The 23,820-nt window shown below is 69.5% G+C and carries 25 protein-coding genes; 7 read left to right on the plus strand and 18 right to left on the minus strand.

The window, feature by feature from the left end:
• Positions 1–57: 57 nt before the first annotated feature.
• From ACYVKR_RS20930 to ACYVKR_RS20950, 5 genes are all read right to left on the minus strand, one after another.
• Entirely contained in the window at positions 58–603 is a 546-nt protein-coding gene (locus ACYVKR_RS20930) for a VOC family protein (protein ID WP_460482905.1), read from the minus strand.
• A 19-nt stretch (positions 604–622) separates the two neighbouring features.
• On the minus strand, positions 623–1,567 hold the full coding sequence (locus ACYVKR_RS20935; RefSeq protein ID WP_460482906.1) for a fumarylacetoacetate hydrolase family protein: 945 nt from the start codon (positions 1,565–1,567) through the stop codon (positions 623–625).
• Positions 1,568–1,620: 53 nt separating this feature from the next.
• Positions 1,621–2,580, minus strand: a complete 960-nt coding sequence (locus ACYVKR_RS20940; RefSeq protein ID WP_460482907.1) for a Bug family tripartite tricarboxylate transporter substrate binding protein — start codon at positions 2,578–2,580, stop codon at positions 1,621–1,623.
• Positions 2,581–2,672: 92 nt separating this feature from the next.
• Positions 2,673–3,263 (minus strand): malonic semialdehyde reductase, encoded by a 591-nt coding sequence (locus ACYVKR_RS20945; protein WP_460482908.1) that lies wholly within the window; start codon positions 3,261–3,263, stop codon positions 2,673–2,675.
• A gap of 169 nt (positions 3,264–3,432) precedes the next feature.
• Complete coding sequence (locus ACYVKR_RS20950) at positions 3,433–4,191, minus strand: GntR family transcriptional regulator (protein WP_460482909.1); 759 nt, start codon at positions 4,189–4,191, stop codon at positions 3,433–3,435.
• 127 nt (positions 4,192–4,318) lie between these two features.
• On the opposite strand from ACYVKR_RS20950, the gene ACYVKR_RS20955 reads away from it, so the two are divergent.
• Complete coding sequence (locus ACYVKR_RS20955) at positions 4,319–5,434, plus strand: MBL fold metallo-hydrolase (protein WP_460482910.1); 1,116 nt, start codon at positions 4,319–4,321, stop codon at positions 5,432–5,434.
• Positions 5,435–5,531: 97 nt separating this feature from the next.
• Here ACYVKR_RS20955 and ACYVKR_RS20960 read toward each other — a convergent pair whose 3' ends face one another.
• Entirely contained in the window at positions 5,532–5,945 is a 414-nt protein-coding gene (locus ACYVKR_RS20960; RefSeq protein ID WP_460482911.1) for a tautomerase family protein, read from the minus strand.
• 109 nt (positions 5,946–6,054) lie between these two features.
• On the opposite strand from ACYVKR_RS20960, the gene ACYVKR_RS20965 reads away from it, so the two are divergent.
• Positions 6,055–6,981, plus strand: coding sequence for a LysR family transcriptional regulator (locus ACYVKR_RS20965; protein WP_460482912.1), 927 nt, complete (start codon positions 6,055–6,057; stop codon positions 6,979–6,981).
• Between the two features lie 102 nt (positions 6,982–7,083).
• On the opposite strand, the gene ACYVKR_RS20970 is transcribed toward ACYVKR_RS20965, so the two are convergent.
• A complete protein-coding gene (locus ACYVKR_RS20970) occupies positions 7,084–7,518 on the minus strand; it encodes a hypothetical protein (RefSeq protein WP_460482913.1) in 435 nt (144 codons plus the stop codon).
• Between the two features lie 161 nt (positions 7,519–7,679).
• Here ACYVKR_RS20970 and ACYVKR_RS20975 point away from each other — a divergent pair, with 161 nt between their 5' ends.
• From ACYVKR_RS20975 to ACYVKR_RS20985, 3 genes are all read left to right on the plus strand, one after another.
• On the plus strand, positions 7,680–8,657 hold the full coding sequence (locus tag ACYVKR_RS20975; protein ID WP_460482914.1) for a LysR family transcriptional regulator: 978 nt from the start codon (positions 7,680–7,682) through the stop codon (positions 8,655–8,657).
• A gap of 19 nt (positions 8,658–8,676) precedes the next feature.
• On the plus strand, positions 8,677–9,546 hold the full coding sequence (locus ACYVKR_RS20980) for a metallophosphoesterase family protein (RefSeq protein WP_460482915.1): 870 nt from the start codon (positions 8,677–8,679) through the stop codon (positions 9,544–9,546).
• A gap of 72 nt (positions 9,547–9,618) precedes the next feature.
• Positions 9,619–10,041 carry a universal stress protein gene (locus tag ACYVKR_RS20985; protein ID WP_460482916.1) on the plus strand — a complete coding sequence of 141 codons (423 nt, stop codon included), beginning with the start codon at positions 9,619–9,621 and terminating at the stop codon, positions 10,039–10,041.
• A gap of 6 nt (positions 10,042–10,047) precedes the next feature.
• On the opposite strand, the gene ACYVKR_RS20990 is transcribed toward ACYVKR_RS20985, so the two are convergent.
• Positions 10,048–10,974, minus strand: a complete 927-nt coding sequence (locus ACYVKR_RS20990; RefSeq protein ID WP_460482917.1) for a LysR family transcriptional regulator ArgP — start codon at positions 10,972–10,974, stop codon at positions 10,048–10,050.
• A gap of 84 nt (positions 10,975–11,058) precedes the next feature.
• Between ACYVKR_RS20990 and ACYVKR_RS20995 the strand changes: the two genes are divergently transcribed.
• The gene (locus ACYVKR_RS20995) at positions 11,059–12,411 is read left to right on the plus strand and encodes an FAD dependent oxidoreductase family protein (RefSeq protein WP_460482918.1); all 1,353 of its coding nucleotides are present in this window, start codon (positions 11,059–11,061) and stop codon (positions 12,409–12,411) included.
• Between the two features lie 73 nt (positions 12,412–12,484).
• Here ACYVKR_RS20995 and ACYVKR_RS21000 read toward each other — a convergent pair whose 3' ends face one another.
• Complete coding sequence (locus ACYVKR_RS21000; RefSeq protein ID WP_460482919.1) at positions 12,485–13,297, minus strand: alpha/beta fold hydrolase; 813 nt, start codon at positions 13,295–13,297, stop codon at positions 12,485–12,487.
• Between the two features lie 118 nt (positions 13,298–13,415).
• Here ACYVKR_RS21000 and ACYVKR_RS21005 point away from each other — a divergent pair, with 118 nt between their 5' ends.
• Complete coding sequence (locus ACYVKR_RS21005) at positions 13,416–13,946, plus strand: flavin reductase family protein (protein ID WP_460482920.1); 531 nt, start codon at positions 13,416–13,418, stop codon at positions 13,944–13,946.
• A 99-nt stretch (positions 13,947–14,045) separates the two neighbouring features.
• On the opposite strand, the gene ACYVKR_RS21010 is transcribed toward ACYVKR_RS21005, so the two are convergent.
• From ACYVKR_RS21010 to dapA, 9 genes are all read right to left on the minus strand, one after another.
• Positions 14,046–15,233: a DUF1513 domain-containing protein gene (locus ACYVKR_RS21010; RefSeq protein ID WP_460482921.1), complete on the minus strand. Its 1,188-nt coding sequence runs from the start codon at positions 15,231–15,233 to the stop codon at positions 14,046–14,048.
• A complete protein-coding gene (locus tag ACYVKR_RS21015; protein ID WP_460482922.1) occupies positions 15,217–16,293 on the minus strand; it encodes an imelysin family protein in 1,077 nt (358 codons plus the stop codon). The genes ACYVKR_RS21010 and ACYVKR_RS21015 overlap by 17 nt, the downstream gene beginning before the upstream one ends.
• Positions 16,293–17,780, minus strand: a complete 1,488-nt coding sequence (locus tag ACYVKR_RS21020; protein ID WP_460482923.1) for a di-heme oxidoreductase family protein — start codon at positions 17,778–17,780, stop codon at positions 16,293–16,295. The genes ACYVKR_RS21015 and ACYVKR_RS21020 overlap by 1 nt, the downstream gene beginning before the upstream one ends.
• A 46-nt stretch (positions 17,781–17,826) precedes the next feature.
• On the minus strand, positions 17,827–19,020 hold the full coding sequence (locus ACYVKR_RS21025; protein ID WP_460482924.1) for an imelysin family protein: 1,194 nt from the start codon (positions 19,018–19,020) through the stop codon (positions 17,827–17,829).
• 255 nt (positions 19,021–19,275) lie between these two features.
• Positions 19,276–19,593, minus strand: coding sequence for a DUF4148 domain-containing protein (locus tag ACYVKR_RS21030; RefSeq protein ID WP_460482925.1), 318 nt, complete (start codon positions 19,591–19,593; stop codon positions 19,276–19,278).
• 274 nt (positions 19,594–19,867) lie between these two features.
• On the minus strand, positions 19,868–20,641 hold the full coding sequence (locus ACYVKR_RS21035) for a ferredoxin--NADP reductase (protein WP_460482926.1): 774 nt from the start codon (positions 20,639–20,641) through the stop codon (positions 19,868–19,870).
• Positions 20,642–20,831: 190 nt separating this feature from the next.
• Positions 20,832–21,650, minus strand: coding sequence for an IclR family transcriptional regulator (locus ACYVKR_RS21040; protein WP_460482927.1), 819 nt, complete (start codon positions 21,648–21,650; stop codon positions 20,832–20,834).
• 121 nt (positions 21,651–21,771) lie between these two features.
• The gene (locus tag ACYVKR_RS21045; protein WP_460482928.1) at positions 21,772–22,902 is read right to left on the minus strand and encodes an alpha-hydroxy acid oxidase; all 1,131 of its coding nucleotides are present in this window, start codon (positions 22,900–22,902) and stop codon (positions 21,772–21,774) included.
• Positions 22,902–23,813: a dihydrodipicolinate synthase family protein gene (gene dapA / locus ACYVKR_RS21050; RefSeq protein ID WP_460482929.1), complete on the minus strand. Its 912-nt coding sequence runs from the start codon at positions 23,811–23,813 to the stop codon at positions 22,902–22,904. The genes ACYVKR_RS21045 and dapA overlap by 1 nt, the downstream gene beginning before the upstream one ends.
• Between the last annotated feature and the right edge of the window lie 7 nt (positions 23,814–23,820).

A 23,820-nucleotide genomic window follows, 5' to 3' on the forward strand; every position in this document is an offset into this window, starting at 1 on the left:
AAGGGCCGTGCAATGCACGGCCCTGGCTTTGTCGTGTGCCCGGATCGGGTCAGGCCCTCACTTCTTGGTCTCCGTCTTCGAGGCCACGAGGTGCGGCGGCGGCGGCACCACGAAGCGCTCCAGCCGGTACTGGTCGAAGCTCTCGAGGTTGCGTTCCCAGACCTCGGCCTTGTGCGTGCCGTCCTGCGGGATCTGCGTCATGTCGCAGTAAATCTCGACGTTGTTGCCGTCGGGGTCCTTGAAGACCAGGAAGAAGTTGTCGCCGGGGCCGTGGCGGCCGATGCCGCGCACGATCTCCACGCCATGCTCCTGCAGCACCTGGACCGAGCGCACCATCTCCTCCTCGCTGTCGACCAGGTACGAGAAATGCTCCAGCCCCGGCCGGGTGTAGCGCGGCAGGTCGTTGAAGTCCGGCGAGTCCTCGGGCAACTGGGCCAGCGCGAGGTCGTGGTGGTCGGTGCCGGCGCGCAGGAACACCATCTTGTCGCCGATCCAGTCCGACACTTCCAGGCCCAGCACCTCGGTGTAGAAGCGGGCCGATTTCTGGATGTCGCGCACCATGAGCACCATGTGGCCCAGGCGGCGGGGTTTGAGCTTGTTCATCGTCTGTCTCCGGTGGTGGTCACTGCGCGGCGGCCGCGACCACATGGTTCTCGATGGCGCCGATCTCGTCGATGGCCGCGACCATCACGTCACCGGGCTTGAGGAACACGCCGCGGCCCATGCCCACGCCGGTGGGCGTGCCAGTGGCGATCAGGTCGCCGGGCTTGAGCGTGAGGATGCTCGACAGGTACTCGATCTGCTCGGCGATGTTGAAGATCATGCCCTCGGTGGTCGCATCCTGCATGGTCTCGCCGTTCACCGTCAGCCGCATCCGCAGTTTCATCGGGTCGGAGACGCAGTCGCGCGGCACGAACCACGGGCCCAGCGGCGCGAAGGTGTCGAAGCTCTTGCCGCGGAACCAGTCGTGCGAGAAGGGGTAGTCGCTGCGGCGCGTGAGGTCGCGGGCGCTCACGTCGTTGATGACGGTGTAGCCGGCGATGTGCTCGTAGGCCTTGGCGGCTGGGATGTTGCGCCCGCCGCGCCCGATCACCACGGCCAGCTCGACCTCCCAGTCCAGCTTCATGGTGCTGGACGGCATCACCACGGCCGTCTTGGTGGGCGTGATGCTGGTCTCGGCCTTGATGAAGATGTAGGGCGAGCTTTCGCTGCGCGCCGCGAGCTTGGTGCCCATTTCGGCCGCGTGCTCGTAGAAGTTCGAGGCCGTGGCGAAGATGCGCGCCGGCGCATAGGGCACGCCCAGCGCGCCGCCCTGCGCGGGCAGCTGGATATTTCCGCTGCGGATGGCCTGTCCCGCCGTCTCCAGCGCCTGGAGCACGGCGGCCGATGCCTCCCACTGCGCGAGCAGCGCGGCCAGGTCCTGCGGCAGCGCGGCTGCCGCCGCGGGGGCGGCGGCGCGCAGCGCGGCCTCGGCGTCGTAGACCGTGCCGTCCACCACCAGGCCCAGGCGCTGCTGTGCCGCGCCGTTCGTATTGGCCGCATAGGCGGCGATGCCAAACCAGTTCATAGTCTCTTTCCTTGTCTGTCGTTGATCGGTATGCCGGGTGTGCCGCTGCCGGCTCACTCGGTCTTGATGCCCGAGGTCTTCAATACCTTGCCCCACATCTCCACCTCGTGCTGGATCTGCGCGCCAAAGGCTGCGCGCGCGGTGAAGGTGGGCACCACGCCCGCGTCGCCGAGCTTCTGCACCAGGGCCGGGTCATCCTTCATCTTCACCACCTCGGCGGCGATGCGGTCCAGCAGCTCGGGCGGTGTGCCCGCGCGGGCCACCAGACCGTTCCAGGTGCTGACCTCGTAGCCCGGGAAGGTCTCGGCGATCGTCGGCACCTGGGGCAGCTCCTTCAGCCGCGTGGCGCTGGAGATGGCCAGCAGCCGCAGCTTGCCGCCGTTGGCCTGCGGGATCACCTCCGACGGGCTGGCCGAGTACATGTCGATGTTGCCGCCCAGCAGGTCGCCCAGCGCGGCGGCGCCACCCTTGTAGGGCACATGCACCATGCCGACGCCCGCGCGCTGCGTGAACATGTAGGCCGACAGGTGCGTGAGCGTGCCCGTGCCGCCGCTGCCATAGGTGAGCTTGCCGGGCTGCTGCCTGGCCTGCGCGATGAACTCGGCCAGGTTCTTCGCCGGCAGCGAGGCCCGCGTGGTGATGACGAAGGCATTGGCGCCGATGTTGACCACCGGCGCGAAGTCCTTGACCGCGTCGAAGTTGAAGCTGGCGTTGACGAAGGGCGCGGTCACGATCTGCGTGGCGGTGGCCATCAGCAGCGTGTATCCGTCCGCCGGGGCCGTGAGCACCTGCCGCGAGGCAATCAGGCCCGAGGCGCCGGGCTTGTTGTCCACGACCACCGGTGTGTTCAGCGCCTTGGCCAAGTGGTTGGCCGTCAGGCGCGCGATGGCGTCCGTGTTGCCGCCCGCGCCGAAGGGCACGACGATGGTGATGGGTTTGCTGGGCCAGTTGCCCTGTGCCAGCGCGGTGGCCGCGCACAGCGAGAGGGTGGCGGCGGTGATTGCCCGGAGCATTGTCTTCCTTGATTGCTGTTTTGGTATACCAATAATATAAATTGAAATACAAAACGTCAATGGTGAGAACCTTTAATTTTTCATGTGCCGGCTCACAGCACCGTGCAGGCCGCGTCGAAATCCAGCCGCGGCAGCCGGTCGAACAGCTTGGCCGGGTCGCCGTAGCCGAGGTTGCACAGGAAGTTCACGCGGTGCTGCCCGTCGGGGAAGAAGCGCTCGTTGACCTGCTGCTCGTCGAAGCCCGACATCGGCCCGCAGTCCAGGCCCAGTGCCCGCGCGGCGAACAGGAAGTACGCCGCCTGCAGCGTGGCATTGCGGAAGGCCGTGGCCTGCGCATGCGCCGGGTTGCCGGCAAAGCTGTCGTAGAGCCGGGGGTTGTGCGGGAACAGGCGCTCGGCCTGCTCATAGAAGCGCGTGTCGTAGCCCAGCACGCAGGTGATGGGGGCGGACGCCGTCTTGGCCACGTTGCCCGGGCTCAGCGCGGGCACGAGGCGCGCCTTGGCCTCGGGCGTGGTGAGGAAGACCACGCGCAGCGGCGAGCAGTTGGCGCTGGTAGGGCCCATCTTCGCCAGGTCGTACAGCTCGCGCAGCAAGTGCGGCGGAACCTGCCGGTCGGTGAATCCGTTGTGGGAACGTGCGTGGTGGAACAGCGTGTCCATCCCTGCCTGGTTGAGCATGGTCAAGTCCTTGTGCCGATTGCAATGGAAATCGCGATGACCTGCTGCCGATGGCCGCTGGTGCGGCCTGGAGGGGGACGGTCGGCATCGCGCGCCTCTGGCGAGGCAGCACGATCTTACCGGGAAAAGTATATTTGGTATACCAAAATCAATTTTGGAATCCAAATTTACAAATCTACTGCTTGGCAGTTCGCTTGGCGGCAGCCTTGCGCGGCGCGGCGGCGGTCTTGGCCGCCCGCTTGCGTGCCGGCTTCTCGGCGGCGGCAGGGGCCTTGGCGGCGGCTTCCTCGGCCTCGCGGGCCTGGCGCAGCGCGCGCAGCGCGGCGTTGCCCAGGTGCGCGTTGTGGGCGCGCATGGCGAGGTAGGCTTTTTCGCCATCGCCGGTGACGATGGCGTCCACGATGGCCTTGTGCGCATCGTGCGAGGTCACCAGGCGGTCGGTCTCCGCCGGGTGGAACTGGCGGTAGGGGCTCAGCCGGTCGCGGATCTCGCCGACCAGCTTGCTGATGACGGCGTTGTGCGCGCCCTCGAGGATCAGCCGGTGCAGCTCGCGGTTGGCGTCGAGGTACAGGTCGAGGTTGCCCTCGGCGACGTATTCGTTGGAGCGCTCGTGCAGGTACTGCAGCTCGGATTTCTCCATCGTGGTCATGGACTCGGCCGCCAGGCGGGCGCACATGGCCTCGAGTTCGCAGTCGGCGTGCAGGATCTCGGTCAGCTCCTTCAGGCTGATCTCCATCACCACCACGCCGCGCATCGGCAGCACCTGCGTGAGCCCGCGCGCCGCGAGCTGGCGCAGCGCTTCGCGCACGGGGGTGCGCGACACGCTGAACTGCTCGGCCAGCTGGCGCTCGTCGAGCCGGCTGCCGGGCTTGAAGTGGCCGCTGATGATCAGATCGGAAATCTGCGACTGGATCTTGGTTGCAATGGTTGCCATTGGTATTTCATCTTCCTGCGTTGCACACCATTCTATGCGTGGGAAAGCGGCCGCCTTTCGACCCGAGTTCGACCCGGGTTCGGCCCTACACTGTGGCGCAAACCCTTACTTCCGAGGAGCCTGTCGCATGTCCCCCACCGTTCCCACCGGCCTCCGGGCCACCGCCGCCGTCCTGCTGATGGCCGGCCTGCTGGCGGGCTGCGCCGGCCCCAATGCCGATGCCCCCCGCGCCGCGGACGGCACCGCCCCGGCCCCCGCCGCCAGTGCCGAGACCCAGGCCGTGGCGCCGGTGCAGGCCCCGGGCGCTGCCAGCAAGACCGCGCAGGCGCCGGGCTTCGTGCGCATGCGGCTGGGCCAGCTCAACGTGACGGCGCTGTACGACGGCAAGGTAGAGATAGACCGCAAGCTGCTCGGCGGCCGGCCGGCCGCCACCATCGCACAGCTGCTGCGCCAGGGCCGGCAGCCGTCGGACCAGGGCGTGCAGACGGCGGTCAACGCCTTCCTGTTCGACGACGGCAAGAACGTGGTGCTGGTCGATACCGGCGCCGCCGACACGCTGGGCCCGGGCATGGGCCGGCTGCTCGAGAGCCTGGCCGCCGCCGGCTACGCCGCCCCGGACGTGACCGCCGTGCTGCTGACGCACCTGCACCCCGACCATGCCGGCGGCCTGCTGCAGGGCGGGCAAGCGGCCTTCCCGAATGCCGAGGTCTACGCGGCCAAGGCCGAGGCGGACTTCTGGCTGTCCGAGGCGCAGACCAAGGCGGCGCCCGAGGCCGTGCGGCCCTATTTCGTCGGCGCGCAGAAGGCGGTGGCGCCCTACCGGCAGGCGCAGCGCTTCCACACCTTCACCGCCGGCGAGCGCCTGGTGGGCAGCTTCGGTGCCGTGGCGCTGGCCGGCCATACGCCGGGCCACAGCGGCTTTGCGGTGCAGTCCGGCGGCGAGACGCTGCTGCTGTGGGGCGACGTGGTGCACAGCCACACCACGCAGTTCGCCGACCCCACGGTGGCGCTGGAGTTCGACGTGAACCAGAAGCAGGCCCGCGCCACACGCGTCAAGGCGCTGCAGGACGCCGCCCGCTCGGGCACCTGGGTGGCCGGCGCGCACATGCCTTTCCCGGGCATCGGCCGGGTGCTGGCCAACGGCAAGGGCTACCGCTGGCTGCCGCTGGACTATTCGCAGGCGTTGTCGGATGCCGCCGCCCGCCAGCCCAGCCCGCCGGCCAAGGCGGCAGCCAAGCGCTGAGGCCGGGCGCAAAAAAGCCACGGCAGGCCGTGGCTTTCGAAAACAATAGCTGCCGGCGCTTGCTGTATAAGCGCTAGCGGCCAATTTTATTCAAGTTTCAGCGCGGATCGGCTCCGCCCACGCGCTGGTGCAGGCCCATGGCGAACTGGCCCAGGCCGACGGACCAGTCCGAGTAATCGTTCTCGTGCGTGAAGATCAGCACGTCCGCCGGCTTGACCTGGGCCTGGGCTTCGAGGTTGCGCGCAATGGCGGCGTACAGCTCGCGCTTCATCGCATCGCTGCGGCCGCGGCGCATGGTGATCTCGACGACGACCACGCGCTCCGAGCGCTGGATGCCGTTGAAAGTGCGGCTGCACCAGAACTGGTTCGGCGCGTAGTCGGCCACCATGTTGAACAGCTCGTCCTGCGGCATGCCGATGCTGTCCACCAGCGCCTGGTGGATGCCTTGCACGATGGCTTCGCGCTGGGCTTGCGGGGTGTCCTGGGGTACGTTGGTGCGGATGAAGGGCATGGCTGTTTCTGGAAATGGGGTTGTCGCCGGTTGGCAAGCCCGTGATTCTCGGGAGGTTCCCGCGGCCCGAAAAGCGATATCTTTGCAGCATCTATGTGCAATAAACTCAATGACACACCGCCTGCCACCCCTGAACGCCCTGCGCGCCTTTGAGGCTGCCGCAAGACTGGGCCGCATGACCGCGGCCGCCGAGGAGCTGTCGGTCACGCCCGGCGCGGTCAGCCGCCAGGTGCAGCAGCTCGAGAGCAGCCTGGGCGTGGCGCTGTTCGAAGGCCCCAAGAGCCGGCCGCAGCTCAGTGCCGCCGGCCTGCGGCTGCTGCCGGCGCTGACGGCGGCCTTCGGGCAGATCGACAGCGCGGTGCGCGAGATCAGCGATGATGGCCGCGGGCCGCTGGATGTGAGCTGTTTCAGCACTTTTGCCGTCAAATGGCTGATTCCGCGGCTATTTGCGTTCAATACGCTGCACCCGGACATCGAGGTCCGGCTGCGCACCACCCAGGTGGACATTGCGCAGGGCGGCGACCTGGCCATCACGGTGGACGACGGCATGGCGCGCCCGCACATCGCCAGCCTGCCGCTGTTCGTCGAATGGCTGGGCCCGGTGCTGGCGCCGCCGCTGGCCGCGCGGCTGGGCCTGCGCGAGCCCGGCGACCTGGCGGGCCAGGCCCTGCTGCACACGCGCACCCGGCGCAATGCCTGGGACATGTGGTGCCAGTCCATGGGCGTGGCGCTGCCGGGGCTGCACGGCGGCGCCGGCACCGAGTTCGAGCACTATTTCTTCACGCTGGAGGCCGCGGTGCGCGGCCTGGGCATCGCCGTCGCGCCCTGGCACCTGGTGATGGACGACCTGGCGGCGGGCCGGCTGCTGGCGCCGCTGGGCTTCCAGCGCTCGGGCTACCGCTATGTGGCGCAGCGGCGCGCCGGCGACGGGGGGCGCGGCCAGCCGCGGCTGGACCGGTTCTGCGACTGGCTGCTGGCGCAGCCGGGCTTTGTGCCGCCGCCGCAGTACCGTGCGGCCGACGGGCGGCCCGAATGACAAAAAAGCCACGGCAGGCCGTGGCTTTTTAAAATTGATAGCTGTCAGCGCTTATTGGATAAGCGCTACAAGCCGATTTGGCTTGTAAGCCTGGCCCGAAGATCAGGCGTGCGGATAGCGGAAGGTCACGGCCGTATCGCTCATGGCGCGGTTCAGGTCGGCCATCAGGCGGGCATCCAGCAGCGCGTAGCTCCAGGTGCGGTCGTCTTCTTCGGCGCGCTGGGTCTGTTCGCTCCACTTCTTGCGCAGGGCGCGCAGGCCTTCGCTCAGCGATTGTGCGGGCTCGGCCAGCAGGGCGATCGAGGCGAATGCCACCACCCACAGCAGGGCCCAGCCGGCGACCCAGTGCTGGCTGCCGGCCATGGAGGTGATCCATTCGCTGGCCACGAGCACGCTGGCCACCAGGGCTGCCAGCACGAGGCGGGTGCCGCTGCGCTTGCTGCTGAAGGTTTCCTGCAGGTGTTCGGTGGCGCGTTCCACACGCTGCACGCCGGTGTGCTCGGTCGAAATGTCGGTGTAGAAGAAATGGTTGCTCATGGTAGTCAGTCAGCCCGGAGGGGCTTGTCAAAAAATGCTTTCTGAGAAGCGATGAACGTATTCTAGGGTTTACCCTAAACTATCTCAAATTTATATTTTGAATCTTTGTCATTCACAATGATGATGATTGGCGCAAGGCCCGTTGGCCCGAGGAGCGTTCCATGCAAACCCACCAGTTCCGCCACCTGGACCTGAACCTGCTGCGCGTGTTCGACGAGGTGATGACCGAGCGCAGCCTGACGCGCGCCGCCGACAAGCTGGCCATCACCCAGCCGGCGGTCAGCAATGCGATACGCCGGCTGCGCGAGGTGCTGGGCGACGAGCTGCTGGTGCGCAGCGGCCAGGGCGTGGCGCCGACGCCGCTGGCCAACGCGCTGTGGCCGTCGGTGCGCGAATCGCTGGCGCGGCTGCAGCAGGCCTTTGCGCCCGACACCTTCGACGCCGCCCACGACCGGCAGGCCTTCGTGCTGGCGATGGCCGATGCCACCACGGCCACGCTGCTGCCGCACCTGGTGGACATCCTGGAGGCCGAGGCGCCGCAGGTTTCGCTGCAGGTGCAGCCGCTGACCACGCGCGACCCGCGTCCCGTGCTCGACGACGAATCGGCCGATCTGGCCGTGGGCTACTTCCCCTTCGTGCTGGCCGAGATGACGGCACGCGCCCAGGCCGGCGCGCTGGTCGACTTCGAGAGCCGGCGCCTGTACGACGGCGAATACATCTGCGTGATGCGCCACGACCACCCGCTGGCCGAGGGCCTGCTCACGCTGGACCGCTACTGCAGCGCGCGCCACCTGCTGGTGAGCTTCTCGGGCCAGCCCTTCGGCTTCCTCGACGAGGCGCTGGCCTCCATCGGCCGCAAGCGCCGGGTGGTGCTGACGGTGAACCAGTACTTCACCGCCGCCCGCGTCGCGGCCCAGTCCGACCTGCTGACCGTGCTGCCGCGCCACATGGTGCCCATCACCGGCCTGGCCGGGCAGCTGGCCTGCCGCCCGCTGCCGCTGCGCGTGGAGGCGGTGCACGTGGATGCGCTGTGGCGCACGCGCAGCCGGCACATCCCGGCGTCGGCGCTGGCCTGGATGCTGCAGGCGCTGGAGCGCGCGGCCAAGGCGGCATTCCCCGACCAGGAGCTGCCGCTGTAGCCCGCGTTAGCATTGCCCCATGCAACTGCAAATCCTCTCTGACCTGCACCTGGAGACCGATCCGCGTTTTCGCGCCGTGCCCGCGCCCGGCGCCGATGTGCTGGTGCTGGCCGGCGATATCGGCTCGTACCAGCCCGGCTCGCGGCTGGCCGAGCTGGGCGATGGCGACTTCGGCCTGGCGCAGTTCAGCCCGCGCTCGGCCGGCGGAAGCTGGCCCGTGCCGGTGCTGATGGTGCCGGGCAACCACGAGTTCGACGGCATGGACTTCGACCTGGCCTACCAGCGGCTGGCCGAGTGCTGCGAGCGCCTGGGCATCGTGCTGCTGGAGCGGCGCGTGCAGGTGCTGGGCGGCGTGCGCTTCGTCGGCACGGCGCTGTGGAGCGACTTCGACGCCATCGCGCTGCAGGCCGGCGTGCAGGACGTGGCCAGCCTGCTCAAGCAGCGCGAGAAGGCCTACAAGGCCGCCAATTTCTACCTCAGCAAGACCGCCGCCACGCGCCACGGCGAGCCCTTCCTGGCGGCGCAGATCCGCGACGAGGCGCTGCGGTGCCAGCAATGGCTGCGCGAGGCGCTGCAGCAGCCCTTCGATGGCCCGACGGTCGCCATCACCCATTTCGCGCCCAGCCTGCGCAGCGCCGATCCCCGCTACGGCCTCACGCCGGGCACGGCCGGGTTCTGCAACCAGCTCGATGCGCTGCTGCCCCTGGCCGACCTGTGGATCCACGGCCACCTGCACGCGCCCAGCGACTACGTGGTCAGCGGCACGCGGGACGACGGCCGGCCCTGGCGCTGCCGCGTGGTGGCGAACCCGCTGGGCTATGCGCGCAAGGGCGAGCAGGAGGGCTTCCGGCCCGGCTTCACGGTGCAGGTGCCCGCGCCCGGCCGATGACATGGATCAAGGCAGGGGCGGAGGCAGGCGGCTATGCTTGGCAGGCATATCCACCCACCAAGGAGTCTTGCCATGCGTATCCTGTTGGCTGTCGACGGCAGCGCCTACACCCGGAAAATGCTCGAATACCTTGGCAGCCATCCCCACTGGCTGGCAGCGCCCAACGAATACACCGCGCTGACGGTCGGTGCGCCGCTGCCGCCGCACGCCGCCAAGATGCTGAGCAAGGACGTGGTGAGCGAGTACTACGATGAGGAAGCGCAGAAGGTGCTGGCGCCCGTGCGCGAGTTCCTGGCCGGGCACCAGGTCGAGGCGCAGTGCATCAGCAAGGTCGGCCCCATCGGCGAGACCATCAGCCGTGTCGCGGACGAAGGCGGCTACGACCTGCTCGTGATGGGCACGCGCGGCCACAGCGCATTGGCCAAGCTGGTCGTCGGTTCGGTGGCCACCCAGGTGCTGGCCGCGAGCAAGGTGCCGGTGCTGCTGATCCGCTGATCGCTGTCATGCAGGCTGGAGCTGCGACGGCTCCAGGCTGGCGCGCGCGGTGCGCAGCATGGCTTCGGTCAGCGCCTCCAGCAGGCCGGACTGCAGGTTCCAGCAGTGCCAGTACAGGTCGACGGCCAGCACCTGGCCGGGCGCGACGTTGACCAGGCTGCCATCGGTCAGGCCGGGGCGGGCCAGCAGTTCGGGCACCACGCCCAGGCCCCAGCCGGCGGCCACGGCGCGCAGCTGGCCTTCCGAACTCGGCAGGTAGATGTGCTGCAGGTCCACGCGCGGCAGGCCCATGGCCCGGGCCACGAACACGTCCTGCATGTCGTCCTTGCGGTTGTACGAGAGAAAGGGCAGCTCGCGGAAGTTGCCGCGCGACAGCCCCTCGGGCACATGCTGCGCGGCATAGTCCGCGGCTGCCACGGCCACGTAGTGCATCGCGCCCAGCGGCACCATGCGGCAGCCGCGCAGCGCCTGCGACATGGTGGTCACGCAGCCCAGCACCTCGCCCGAGCGCAGCCAGTCCTGCGTGAAGTCCTGGTCGTCGGCGATCACCTCCAGCGACAGCCGCTGCACCGCCAGCTCGTGCAGCGCAGGCGGCGCCCAGGTGGCGATGCTGTCGGCGTTGATGGCGATGGAGATGCGCTCGTTGTCCTGGTCGCCGTGGGCCAGCGGCGCCAGCTCCTGCAGGTCGCGCTCCAGGTCGGCGCGCAGCAGGCGCAGCTGCTTCACGTGCTTGAGCAGGCGCTGCCCGGCGGCCGTGGCCTTCAGCGGCCGGCTGCGCACCACCAGCACCGAGCCCACCTGGGCTTCCAGCGCGCGCAGGCGCTGCGACACGGCGGACTGCGTCACATGCAGGCGCAGCGCGGCCTTCTCGAAGCCGCCTTCCTCGACGATGGCGGCCAGGCATTCCAGCGCGACAGGGTCCAGATTGCTCATGGTGTTCTATTAGCTGTTCTGATGAATCTGCTGAAAGTTTAATCATGCTTTTGTATTCGCGGGCGCTGTAGCACACTGCAACGCATGAAAGTCATCATCCTTGGCGCAGGCATCATCGGAACCAGCACGGCCTGGCATTTGCTGCAATCCGGGCACGAGGTGGTCGTCGTCGACCGCCAGCCCGACGCGGCGCTGGAAACCAGCTTTGCCAACGCGGCGCAGATCTCGGTGAGCTACTGCGAGCCCTGGGCCAACAAGCACGCGCCGCTGAAGGCGCTGAAATGGATGTTCGACCCCGAGGCGCCGCTGCTGCTGCGCCCCAAGCTCGACCCGGCGCAGTGGCGCTGGTGCCTGCAGTTCCTGGGCCAGTGCAACGACACCGCCTTTGCGCGCAACGTGCAGCAGATCGTGGCGCTGGGGGCCTACAGCCACACGGCGCTCAAGCAGGTGGTGGCCGACACCGGCATCGAGTTCAACCGGCTCGAGCGCGGCATCGCCCACTTCTTCACCTCGCAGCAGGCGGTGGATGACGCGGCCTACGCGGTGGACCTGATGCGCCAGCACGGCGTGCACCGCCGCATGGTGACGACCGACGAGTTCCTGGCCATCGAGCCCGCCTTCAAGCCCTATGCGGCGCAGATCAAGGGCGGCACCTTCACCGCGTCGGACGAGAGCGGTGACGCCCGCGTCTTCACCCAGCAGCTGGCCAGGCTGTGCGCCGAGCGCGGCGCGCAGTTCCTCTACAGCCACGAGGTGGTGCGGCTGAACCAGGCCGGCGGTGCTATTGAATCGGTAGCTGTCCGCGCTCGTGGCGAGGGCGACGCAGGCCGAAATGACTTGAAAACCCTGCGCGGTGATGCCGTGGTGGTGGCCTGCGGCAGCTACACCGCGCCGCTGCTGCGCACCGTGGGCGTGAACGTGTCCATCTACCCTGGCAAGGGCTACAGCGCCACGCTGCCCATCCTGCAGCCCGACGCGGCGCCCTTCGTCTCGTGCATCGACGACGGCAACAAGCTGGCGATGAGCCGGCTGGGCAACTTCCTGCGCGTGGCCGGCACCATCGAGCTGAACGGCTACGACACCTCGCTGACCAGCCCGCTGGCACAGGCGCGCTGCCGCATGCTGGTGCGCCGCATCGAGGAGCTGATGCCCGGCGTCTGCGACACGCGTTTGCCCGAGCAGGGCGGCAACCCGCAGTTCTGGACCGGCCTGCGCCCGGCCACGCCCACCAACATCCCCTACATCGGCCGCACCCAGGTTGGCAAGCTGTGGATCAACGCCGGCCACGGCACGCTGGGCTGGACGCATGGCGCGGGCTCGGGCAAGGCCATGGCCGAGCTGATCAGCGGCCGCACGCCGGAGATGCCCTTCGGCTTCCACGGCTACGAGCAGCCCACCGCGGCGGCCGGCAAGGCGCTGGCCGGCTACGCACACTGAATATAAGAAAAATAGGGCTCTAGCGCTTATGCAGAAAGCGCTGATAGCTATATAAACAGGAGCATTCGCTCCGTCAATGCAGCGCGGGCTGGTCGCGCGCGGCCAGAAAGCTCAGCAGCAGCCCTTCGAAGTCTTCGGGGTTCTCCATCTGCGGCCAGTGGCCGATCTCGGGCAGGCTCATGTGCACGGCGTCGGGCAGCGTGTTGGCCAGCGTCTGCAGCAGCGCGGGCGGCATGCACACGTCCTGGCCGCCGCCGATCAGCAGCGCGGGCTGCGCCAGCTGGCGGTAGCGCTCCACGGGCTCCTGGTACTCCGCCAACATCTGCAGCATGCGGCGGTAGGCCAGCGGCTGCAGCTGCGCCAGCGCGTGGCGCGCCAGGGCCTGGCCGGCCGGCACGGCCTTGCGGCCGGTCTGCCGCAGCACCACCTGCTCGGCAAAGCGGGCCAGCGGCGGCTCGCCGGCGGCCGCGCCGCCGTCATACTGCGCCAGCAGCTCCAGCCGGCTGTCCACCCAGTGGCCGTGGGCCTCGGCGTCGAGCGCCGGGCCGCCGGCCACCAGCACCAGGCGCCGCACCAGCGCCGGGTGGCGCAGCGCCAGCTCCAGCGCCACCATCGCGCCCACGCCGTGGCCGACGACGTGCGCATGGGGGATCTTCAGGGTTTCGAGCAAATGGGCGGCCGTGGCCGCCAGCGCCGGCAGGCTGTAGCCGCTGGGCGGCGGCGGGCTGCCGCGGTAGCCGGGCATGTCCCAGGCGATGGCGCGCCAGCCCTGGCTGGCCAGCAGCTCGACCTGGGGCGCGAAGCCCAGGTGGTCGCTGTCGGCATCGTGCAGCAGCAGCACGGCCGGGCCGCTGCCCAGCATGGCAAAGGTGGGGAGGAATGGCATGGGAATCGGTTCCGGGGCGTGCGGGGTAAGTACCTACCCGCACTAAGACAAGGGGGCTGGGTCGATAATAGCCCAGTATTTTTCGCAACCATCCGCGGCTTTTCGCGGAGTCTTCCGAGTGAATTCCTCTCCACCCAAGCACCTGCTGCACGGCGCCGATGCCGCCGCGCCCTTCGATTCGCGCGAGTTCCGCGATGCGCTGGGCCGCTTTGCCACCGGCGTGGCGGTGGTGACGGCCATCTCCCCTGCCGGCGAGCCGCTGGGGCTGACCATCAGCTCCTTCAACTCGGTGTCGCTCACGCCGCCGCTGGTGCTGTGGAGCCTGATGCAGACCTCGGCGTCGCTGCCGGCCTTCCGCGCCGTCAGCCACTTCGCGGTCAACGTGCTGTCGGCCGAGCAGCAGCCGCTGGCCGAGCAGTTCGCCCGCCGCGGCGCGGACCGCTGGGCCGGCGTGGTCCATGCGCCGGGGCCCAGCGGCACGCCGCTGCTCGACGGCGCCATCGCCACCTTCGAATGCCGCAGCCACAGCCACCTGGATGCCGGCGACCACGTGATCTTCCTCGGCGAGGTGCTGCACTGCACGCACCGCACCGGCGTGCCGCCGCTGCTGTACCACGGCGGGCGCTTCTACACCGAACACCCGCTGTAGCCAGCATCAAAAACGATAGCTGCTGGCGCTTGTCATTTCTTATTTTCAAGGATGAATAACCTTGAAATTGAAGAATAGCAAGCGCAAGCAGCTATTGTTTTAATGGCCCTGCGGCAGCGGCGTCCAGTGGTTGTCCAGCGCCAGCCCCGGCACCAGGGCCGTGTGCAGCGCCTGGCTGCGGTCCCGGAGCTGCGCCTGCCGCTCGCCGCCCATCCACAGCGCGGGGCGCGGCGCGGCCGGCTGGCCCGCCGCATCCAGCGAGACGCTGCGGTTGGCCACGCAGTACACGCCCGCGAACCGGTCGCCGCGCAGCCAGCGGCCGCTGCCTTCGCGGCCCTCGGGCACCTGCCACCAGGTGATGGTGTCCACGCGCGGGCAGCTGACGGCGAACAGCGCGCCGTCGCAGCCGATGTCGCCGCCATAGCCTGCCAGCGGTGCCTGTCCTTCGGGCAGCGGCACGGCATGCAGGCGCCCGCCGTCGAACAGCGCCAGCACGGGCGCCGCCGCGCGCGCCGCGGCATCGCGGTGCTCGGCCTGCAGCGCGATGCCCAGCCAGCGCTGGCGCGGCGCATGGGCCACGCGCGGGCCCCAGGCCAGGTGGCGCAGGCTCAGCCGGTTGTCGGCCAGCTTCCACAGGCCCGCGCCGGCGCCGCCCTCGGCGGGCAGCAGCCGCGCGATCGACGAGTCCATGTGGTCGAGCTGCAGCTTGCGGCGGCCGGTCTCGGACTGCGTGGAGATGCCGCCGTTGGCGACGAGCAGCGCGCCGTCCGCGTCCAGCAGCAGCTGGTGCGGGTCCATGCCGCCGGTGCGCCATTCGGCGAGCTTCTCCAGCGTCCTGGCGTCGCGCACGCCGACCAGGCCCTGGGCATCCGCGAGGTCGGTTTCGGTGGTGTAGAGATGGCGGCCGTCGGCGCTTTCGATCACATGGCCGTTGAAGGCGCGGTCGGGCTCGATCCACTGCCACTGCGCAGCGCCGGCCGCCTGGCCGGGCGAGAGGCGCACCAGCCAGTCGCCGGGACGGCGGCTGGCGAAGACCACCGAGCCGTCGCGCAGCACGGCCATGCCGTGGGCGCGCGTGGGCACCTCCAGCGACTGCAGCACCTGCAGCGGCCGGCCCGCCTGCGCGGCGGGCCGCACCAGGCCCACGCGCATCTGCTCGCCCTGCAGCCAGGCGGCGGCCAGGGTTTCGGTGGCCTGCGTGCCGGCCGCGCGGGCCGGCGCCAGCGGCGCGGCGGCCAGCAGGCCCAGGGACTGCAGCCAGCGGCGGCGGTCAATCCCCGTCGGCATCCGAGAACCCGATGTTGACTTCGAGCGCGGGCGCGACCTCGCCTTCCATGAGGCGCTTGAGACGCGACAGCGGCCTGGCCGCGGCCAGCACGGCATCGGGCGACAGCACGGCCAAGGCGCGCATGCCGGCATCGACCTCGTTGACGGCCTGCAGCCAGCGGTCGGCCAGCGGGTTCAGGCCGCGGCCGCGCAGGTAGGCCTCGATGGGCACGAGGTCCGCGCCGGGCCGGGGCACGCCGCGGTCCACGCTGACGGCCAGGCTGCGCAGGCCCTGCCAGTGCGCGCGCCAGGCCGCGAGGGTGTTGCCGCTGGCCAACTGCTCCCAGGCCGGCGGCTTGCTGCCGGCGCTGCGCACCGGCTTTTCCATGTCGGCCCAGCGCAGGCGCTCCAGGCCCCCGACCCACTGGTTGATGAACTCGGCCATGGCCTGGGTGGTGGCTTCGCCGTCCTCCGACCAGTCCTGGCGCGCGAGTTTCGTGAAGCCGTCGTCCAGCGTGCCGAGCTCGGCGCCGATCTCCTCGGCCACCAGCACCGCATAGGCGCAGGCCGGGGTCTGCGGCGCGGCGGGCTGGGTCCACAGCAGCTGCTCCAGCGCCGGAAAGCCCTTGGCGGGTGCGCCGATGCGCTCCATCGCGGCGAGGTTGGCGGGTGCGGACTGGATGGCCTTCTGGAGCAGGGCCGGCCGCAGCGGCCGGAAATCCACCAGGCGCGCCGAGCGCCGCTCGACCTGCGGCCCCAGCGCCACGGCCGAGAGGCTGCTCCAGCGCCCGGCGGCCTGCGTGTAGGCCTGGCGCGCGGCCTGCAGCGTCTGCGTGGCGCCGCCGGCATCGGCCGCGCAGTGGCTTTGCAGCGCCTGGCGCAGCGCCCGGGCCGACCGCAGCGCGGCCCCGGCCCGGGGCGAGAACCAGTGGCCGTACAGGCCCTGCACGGCATGGGTGGTGCTGTAGAAGGGAATGGCGACGCCGGCCGCTACGTCCTGGGCGCGGGCCGGGGCGGCGGCCAGCAGTGCCAGTGCGGTGGCAGCCAGCAGTTGGCGGGGGAACAGGGACAGGCTGGGCATCAGAGGGACTCCACAAATCGGACCAGCGCGTCGCGGTCTTCGGCGCTGAACTGGCGGACCAGCTCGCGCGCCTCGGCGGCCTCGCCGCCATGCCAGAGGATGGCTTCGAGCACGCCGCGCGCGCGGCCGTCGTGCAGCAGGCGCTGGTGGTTGTTGACTTCGGGCAGCAGGCCCAGGCCCCACAGCGGCGGCGTGCGCCACTGGCGGCCCGAGGCGAGGAAGTCGGGCCGGCCATCGGCCAGCGCCTCGCCCATGTCGTGCAGCAGCAGGTCGGTGTAGGGCGCGATGGCCTGGCCCACCAGCGCCGGGCTGCTGAGCCGGGGGAACAGCGCCGGGCCGGTCTGGTAGCTGGGCCGGTGGCACAGCGCGCACTGCGCCTGGTGGAACAGGGCTTCGCCGCGGCGCACGGCCGGGTCGCCGGCGTTGCGGCGCGCGGGCGGCGCCAGCGTGGCCTGGTAGAAGATCACGTCGTCGAGCACGCGGTCCTCGATCTCCACGCCTTCGGCGCCATTGCCATGGGGCGCGGCCAGGCAGTCCTGCTGCGTGGGCGTGCAGGTCTGCTCGGGAAAGCGCTTCGAGGTGATGCCGATGTCGCCGTGGAAGGCCGAGGCCGTCTGGTGCGCGAGCGAGGCCACGTTGGCCTTCCAGCCGAAGCGGCCCAGCATCATGCGCTCGCCGTAGGCATCCCAGACCTGGTTGGGTTGGCCCTTGATCGGCCCCGGCAGCGCGGCCTGGGCCGCGGCGTTGGCGAGGATCTCGGCCGCGGGAATGTGCTCGAGCAGGCCCAGGCCGATGACCTGGGGCGCGATACGCGGGCTGGTCATCAGGCCCGGCGCCAGCGGACCGTAGTGGAGCGCCGCCAGCTCGTAGAGGGGTTTTTCCAGCTGGTAGGGCGTGCCATCGGCGAAGCGGCCGTGGATGGTCTCGTAGCGCAGGCGCACCTGGCCCTCGCCCAGGACGCCGAGCACGCCCTCGGTGTTGAACTGGTCGCCGTAGACGGGGTCGGGCAGCGGGCCGCCGTGCGGCCCGGCGCCGGGCACCGACAGGCGCACCAGCAGGCCCGCGAAGGGCCGGGGCTGCAGCGGCGTGTGGAAGTCGGGCGGCTGGGCGCGGCCGTCCTGCACATGGCAGCCGCCGCAGGAGCGCGCGAGGAAATGCGGGCCCAGGCCGTCGCGCGCCGTGGTCGAGGCCGGCGCCTGCACCCAGTTGCGCTTGAAGAAGGAATTGCCGATCACGAAGCGCGTGCGCTCGGCATCGTCGAGGTTCGCGGCTGGCAGCGAGAAGGCGTTGCGGCCCGTGGCGTGCACGGTGGCCTGTCCGCCCGGGAGCAGCGGCTCGGCGGGCGCGGCGAACCGCCGCAGCGCGGCCTCGACCTCGGCGGCGGTCGGAGGCGCATGCTGCGCGGCGGCGGCCGGCTCCTGGCGCTGGGCCGAGCAGCCCGGCAGGGCCAGGCAGGCCATGGCGAGCAGCAGGGGGGAAAGATTCATGGTGGGGGAGGCGGGCCCCGGCCACGGCCGTGGCCGAGGGGCCGGTTTACTGCTGCTTGGGGTCGACGAGGTTGAGCTGGGCGATGCCGACCGCATGGGCTGCCTCGACCAGGTCCTTGCTCTGCTGGACCAGGCTGTCGATCGTGGCCTGGACCTTGGCGCGCGAGGCCGAGTCGCGCGCGCCCTGGATGGCCTGGTCGAACGGCGCGGGAATGGCCTTGGCCGCCTCGACCGACTGCGTGATCTGGCGCGTGGCCTTGTCGGCCAGCGCGGCGTCCTTGGCGGCGACCCAGTCGCGGATGCCCGGGCCCTGCAGCAGGCTGCCGTCCAGGCGCTGGTAGCGGCCCTGCCAGACGTTGAGGATGCCCTGGGCATTGGTCACGGCATCGCGGTGCGTGTTGTCGGAAAAGCAGGAATGCTCGTCCTCCTGGTCGCGGCTGGCCATGGCGACCTCAAGGCGCTCGCCGGCCAGCTCGCCGCGCGACAGCGAGCCCAGGCCGACGAAGATGCGGCGCAGCGCGTCGTCGGGCTGCTGCTCGAAGCCGGCGCGGAAGTTCCTGGCGCCGGGCTTCCACTGGTCGGCCACGGACTGCAGGTCCTCGACCAGCAGCTCGGTCACGACCTTCAGGTACTGGCGGCGGCGGTCGGCATTGGGCTTCTTGCCGTCGACATAGTCGGTGTAGGGCCGGTTGCCCGCGCCCTGGTCGTCGAGGTCCTGGCCCCAGAGCATGAACTCGATCGCATGCCAGCCGGTGGAGACGTTCTCCTCGCCGTCATGCTCGTTGAGCTCGGCCAGGCGCTTCTTGCTGATCACTTCCTTGCGGTTGTTGATGATGCCGGCCTCGGGGTTGCCTTCGACATAGTCGACATAGGACTCGTCCATGGGCCAGGCGTTGATCTGGCCCTCGGGGCCGGTGTCGCTGTCGATCGGCCCGCCGTAGAAGCGGAAGGCCTCGGTCTGGCCGTAGTACTCGCGCGCGGCCAGCCACGCCTTGCGGGCGCGCTGCAGGTTCTGCTCGCTGGGCGCGGCCACCAAGGCCTGGATCGCCTTCTGCATGGCCTGGGCCGACGTGACCGAGTCCGCGTAGCTGGCATGGACCAGCGTGCCGTAGTGCCTGACCACCTCCGAGACGGAAAGCTTCTGCTTCACAGGCTGTTGAACGTTGCCGGCGGCTGCGGCCTGGCTCATCGGGGCGGCCGCACCCAGGGCGAGGGCGGCCGCAATCAGGATGGATTGCATGGCGGAAGGTCAAGGAATTGAAAACGCGGAATGTCAGAATGTAATGAGAATCGTTTTCATTGGCAAATGGAGCCCGCATCTCCGCACCGCGCCGCAAGGTCATCGGGCCACGGCACCGGCGGGCGCCTGGCCGGTGCCAGCCCGGAAAAAGAAAAAGCTGCCGTAGTGGCAGCTTTTCTCGCACCGGCCCTTGGAGTGTGCGAAGGGCCCGTGCGGGGTGCGCGCCGGACGTGGCTCCGGCGCGTGGCTAGCGGCTTATTCGCCGTAGTAGCCGTCACCTTCCACGGTGCGGCCCGAGCGGGCGGCCTGGATGGCTTCCTGGCGCACGGCTTCGCGGGTCAGCGTGGACTTGGCCTGTGCCTGGGGGAAGTCCATGCGGTCGCCGATCACCGGCAGCGTGCCGTCGCGCAGGGCCTGCACGGCTTCGGCCTGCACCTGGGCGCGGGTCAGCGTGCTGGTGGCGGCCACGGCGGGGGCCTGCGAGCCTTCGCCTTCGTACAGCGAGCCGGCTTGTGCGGCGACGGTGCCCAGGGCAAGGGCGGCGGCAACGGTCAAGATACGTGCGTTCAACATTTTCCAAATCCTTTCGAGAGTGGCGGTCGGCCCGGTGGCCGATCGCTTCGTTGAGCCGGAGCGTTGAGGTGTTGTGCTTTTCGTTCAACGATGGGGGAAGTATAGATTCGGGACGAACGCAGATAAATCACCAAAATCACAACTCATTGTTCAGGTGATGGAAATAATCGGCAGTTTTGTGCCTGGGTAATCCCTGGGGTTTGCACATACGGCAGGCACAAAAAAACCGCCGTCCGGGGACGGCGGTTCGCGGCTGGTGCCGAAGGCCGGGCGCTTACTTCTCGACGAAGGCGCGCTCGACCACGAAGTCGCCGGGCGTGGTGGTGTTGCCTTCCTTGAAGCCGCGGTGCTCCAGCAGCTCCTTCAGCTCGGCCAGCATCGCGGGGCTGCCGCAGAGCATGACGCGGTCGGTCTCGGGGTTCAGCTCGGGCAGGCCGATGTTCTGCGGGAAGGTGCCGGCGTTGATCTGGTTGGAGATGCGGCCGTGGTTGCGGAAGGGCTCGCGCGTGACGGTGGGGTAGTAGATGAGCTGGTCCTGCACGATCTCGCCCAGCAGCTCGTGCTCGGGCAGCTCTTTCTCGAACAGCTGCTGGTAGGCCAGTTCGGCGGCGTGGCGCACGCCGTGTACCACGACGACCTTCTCGAACTTGTCGTAGGTCTCGGGGTCGCGCGCGACCGACAGCCAGGGCGCGAGGCCCGTGCCGGTGCCGATCAGGTACAGGTTCTTGCCGGGCAGCAGGTAGTCGATCAGCAGCGTGCCGGTGGGCTTCTTGCCGACGATGACGGTGTCGCCGACCTGGATGTGCTGCAGCTTGCTGGTCAGCGGACCGTTGTCCACCTTGATGGACAGGAACTCCAGGTGGTCTTCGTAGTTGGGGCTGGCGATGGAGTAGGCGCGCAGCAGGTTCTTGCCGTCCACCTTCAGGCCGATCATCGTGAAGTGGCCGCTGGAGAAGCGCAGCGCCGGATCACGGGTGGTGGTGAAGGAGAAAAGGCGGTCGGTCCAGTGGTGGACGGACAGTACGCGTTCTTCAAGAAAAGCGCTCATGGCAGTGACTCTGGCAAAGGTGAAACGGAAGGAACGGCTTGCCCGGGTAAACCTGAACGGCAAGCAGGTTGTATATCTATAAACGCTATTGTTCCTGATTCCTACAACTTAGATGTTATAAGGGAATATCCCCGGGTTGGAAGCTGCGCCAGATCAAGGAAGGGCGCGGCGCCGGCGCGCGCGGCACCCTTCAGAAGTTGTCGAGGATCTTGGAGATGGAGGTCGAGGCCAGCAGCACGTGCGGCAGCAGCTCGGCCTCGACCTTGGCGGCGGTCCAGCGCGTGGACGGCACCGAGATGTTGATCGCGCCGATGGGCAGGCCGCCGTGGCCGGTGATGGGCGCGCCGACGGAGATGTCGCCGATCACCGTCTGGTTCTGCACGATGGCGAAGCCGTCCTTGCCGGCCTGCTCGATGTGGCGCAGCAGCAGCTCGGGGTCGGTCTCGGTCTGCGCGGTGATGCGGGCGATGGGCGTGGCGGCGATGATGCGCTCGCGCTCGGCGACGTCGAGCCGCGCCAGCATGGCCCGCCCCGACGCGGAGTAGATCGCCGGCAGGCGCGAGCCCACGGTGAAGTCGGAGTTGAACAAATGCCGGCCCGGGATGCGGGCGATGAAGACGATCTCGTGGCCGTCGAGCTCCTGCAGGTTCGAGGTCTCGCCGAGCACGTGCGTCATCTCCACCAGGTAGGGCGAGGCGCGGTCGATGATGCGGCGCGAGCGCAGGTAGTTGTACGACAGGCTCAGCACCTCGGGCGCCAGGCCGTAGAGGTTGGAGCCGGGCAGGCGGCGGAGGTACTGCAGGTGCTCCAGCGTGTAGATGATGCGCTGCGTCGCGCTGCGGTCCAGCCCGGCGGCGCGGGCGATCTCGGCGATGGACATCTCGCGGTGCGTGTCGCGGAAGGCTTCGAGCACCTGGAAGGCCTTGGCCACCGAACCCACGAACAGGGACGATTCGCGCGGATCGGTGTCGCCGGCGGGGCTGCCGGCGGTGGTCTTGGGCGTGCGCATCAGTGCTCGGGCCTGCGGTGGTTGTTCTTAAAAATCATAGCTGCTGGCGCTTGTCTATCAATGCATTCAAAGCGAAAAATATCTAAATTTCAATCAGGGTAAGCGCGAGCAGCTCCTGTTTTTAAGCAAGGTAGCTGGCGTCCAGGCCGGCGGCGCGGGTGGCGCCCAGCAGGCGCAGCGTGGTCTCGAACTCGCCGCGCAATATGTCCAGCACCTTGGCCACGCCCTGCGGCCCGCGGGCGGCCAGGCCGTACAGCGGCGCCCGCCCGAGCAGCACCGCATCGGCGCCCAGGGCCCGCGCCTTGGCGAGGTCGCTGCCGCGCCGCACGCCGCCGTCGACCAGGATGCGCATCTTGCCACGAAGCGCATCGGCAATGCCGGGCAGCTGCTCCAGCGGGCTGGGCGCGCCGTCGAGCTGGCGCCCGCCGTGGTTGCTGACGACGATGCCGTCGGCGCCTGCGTTGAGCGCCTGCACGGCGTCGCGCGCGGTGAGCAGGCCCTTGACGAGCACCGGCCCGCGCCAGTGGCGGCGCACCCAGGCGAGATCGTCCCAGGTCAGTGCCATGTCCATCTGGCGGCTCATCACGGCCGCCTGCTGCTGCAGGTCGGCGGCCATGCCCGAGCTGCGGGCCAGGTTGACGAGCTGCGGCGAGCCGCGCTGGCGCAGCATGCGCAGGCACCAGCGCGGGTGCGCGAGCAGGTCGGCCAGCAGGCGCGGCGTCCACGGGATGGGCATGCGAAAGCCGTTGCGGATGTCGTGGTCGCGCTTGCCGTGGACCATGGTGTCCACCGTCAGCATCAGCGCGGAAAAGCCCGCGGCCTGCGCGCGCGCCATCATGCTCTCGGCGATGCGCCGGTCCTTCTGCACATAGAGCTGCAGCCACAGGTCGCCGGCGCTGGCGGCGCGCACCTCCTCGATCAGCGAGGTGGATGCGGTGGATAGCACGAAAGGCAGGCCCGCCGCGTGCGCGGCGCGGGCCAGCACCTCTTCGGCGCGCGGCCAGTACAGGCCGTTCAGCCCCGTGGGGCCGACCAGGGCCGGCAGCGCCTGGCGGCGGCCGAACAGATCGATGCCGGCATCGACCTCGGAGACATCGACCAGCGCCCGCGGCTGGAAAGTGACCCGGCCCCAAGAGGCCAGGTTGCGCGCCATGGCCTGGCCGTCCTCGGCGCCGCCCTCGAGGTAGTCGAACGCGAACCGGGCCAGGCGCCGGCGCGCCAGTGCGCGGTAGTCCTTGACGGCGGGGAGCATCAGAGCTGGTTCTCGTGCGCGAGGCGCTTTTCCAGCTCGGTGCGCAGGCGCGCGGCCAGCGCCGGGTTGCAGGTCACCAGCGGCGCGAGCAGGTGGGGCGCGTGCACGCCCACCAGGTCCCACACGGCCTTCATCGGGCCGGGGTTGGTCTCGGCGAAGGCCAGGTCCATCAGCGGGATCAGCTCGCGGTGCAGCTGCAGCGCCTCGGCCGTCTTGCCCTGGGCCAGCAGCTGGTACATGGCGTTCCAGGTCTTGGGCAGGAGGTTGGCCGTGACGACGATGCCGCCCTGGGCGCCGGCCGCCATGTGCACGGGCAGCAGCGTGTCTTCGCCGCTGAGCACCGAGAAATCATCGGAGACGCCGGCCACCACCTTCAGGAAGTGGTACATGTCGGTGTTGCAGGCCTTCATGCCGATGATGTTCTCGTGGCGCGACAGCTCGTGCAGCACCTCGGGCGCGATGGCGATGCGCGTGCGGTACGGGATCTCGTAGATCACCACCGGCAGCGGCGAAGCATCGGCGTAGCGCAGGAAGTAGTCGCGGATGCCCTGCTGCGTGGGCGTGGTGTAGTAGGGCGTGAGCACCATCAGCGCGTCGGCGCCGGCGGCGGCCAGCGCCTTGCCGGCGTCCATGGCGTCGTGGAAGCCCGGGTCGAGCACGCCGGCGATCACCGGCAGGCCGGGGGCCAGGTGCTCGCGCACCAGCGACACCATGCGGGCGCGCTCGCTGCGCGACACCGCGCCGTATTCGCCGGTGCCGCCCAGCGGCACGGTGCCGCTGATGCCGCTGCCCGCCAGGTGGGCCAGCAGGGCCTTGAGCGCGGCGGCGTCGATGCGGCCGTCGGCGGTGACCGGCGTGGCCAGGGCCGGGAAGATGCCCTTCAGGGTCTGCGAGGTGATGCGTGTAGTCATGGTGGTT

The sequence above is a fragment of the Comamonas humi genome (genome assembly GCF_054782535.1).